Below are 323 nucleotides of genomic sequence, written 5' to 3' on the forward strand. Positions count from 1 at the left end.
TGCCGGTGCCGAGGTGTCCGGCCGCGGCGGCCAGGGCGGCCGGGTGGCCGCCGCCGAGGACCTCGGCGTCCAGGGCCGGGTCGTGGCCCATGGCCTCCAGGGCCCGGTGCCCGGCACGGATCGGCATGACCTGCGGCAGTCCGCTGCCCAGGATGCGGTGGACCGCGGCGATGCCGGCGGCGGGGCTGAAGCCCTGGATGCCGAGCCCGGAGAAGATGTCGGCGAGTCCGGCCCGGGCGCCGGAGCCGACCGTGCCCCAGTAGCCCTGGTTGACGACGGTCACCGGGAACGGCAGCCGGTCGCGCAGGAACAGCGCGTAGGCG

1 pseudogene is annotated in these 323 nt (G+C 77.1%); it reads right to left on the minus strand.

Going from position 1 to position 323, the window contains the following annotated elements:
* Positions 1 to 323: pseudogene (locus tag IH13_RS0136000) on the minus strand (hypothetical protein); the annotation flags it as partial.

Source organism: Streptomyces sp. NRRL WC-3549 (assembly GCF_000721935.1).
Classification (GTDB): domain Bacteria; phylum Actinomycetota; class Actinomycetes; order Streptomycetales; family Streptomycetaceae; genus Streptomyces.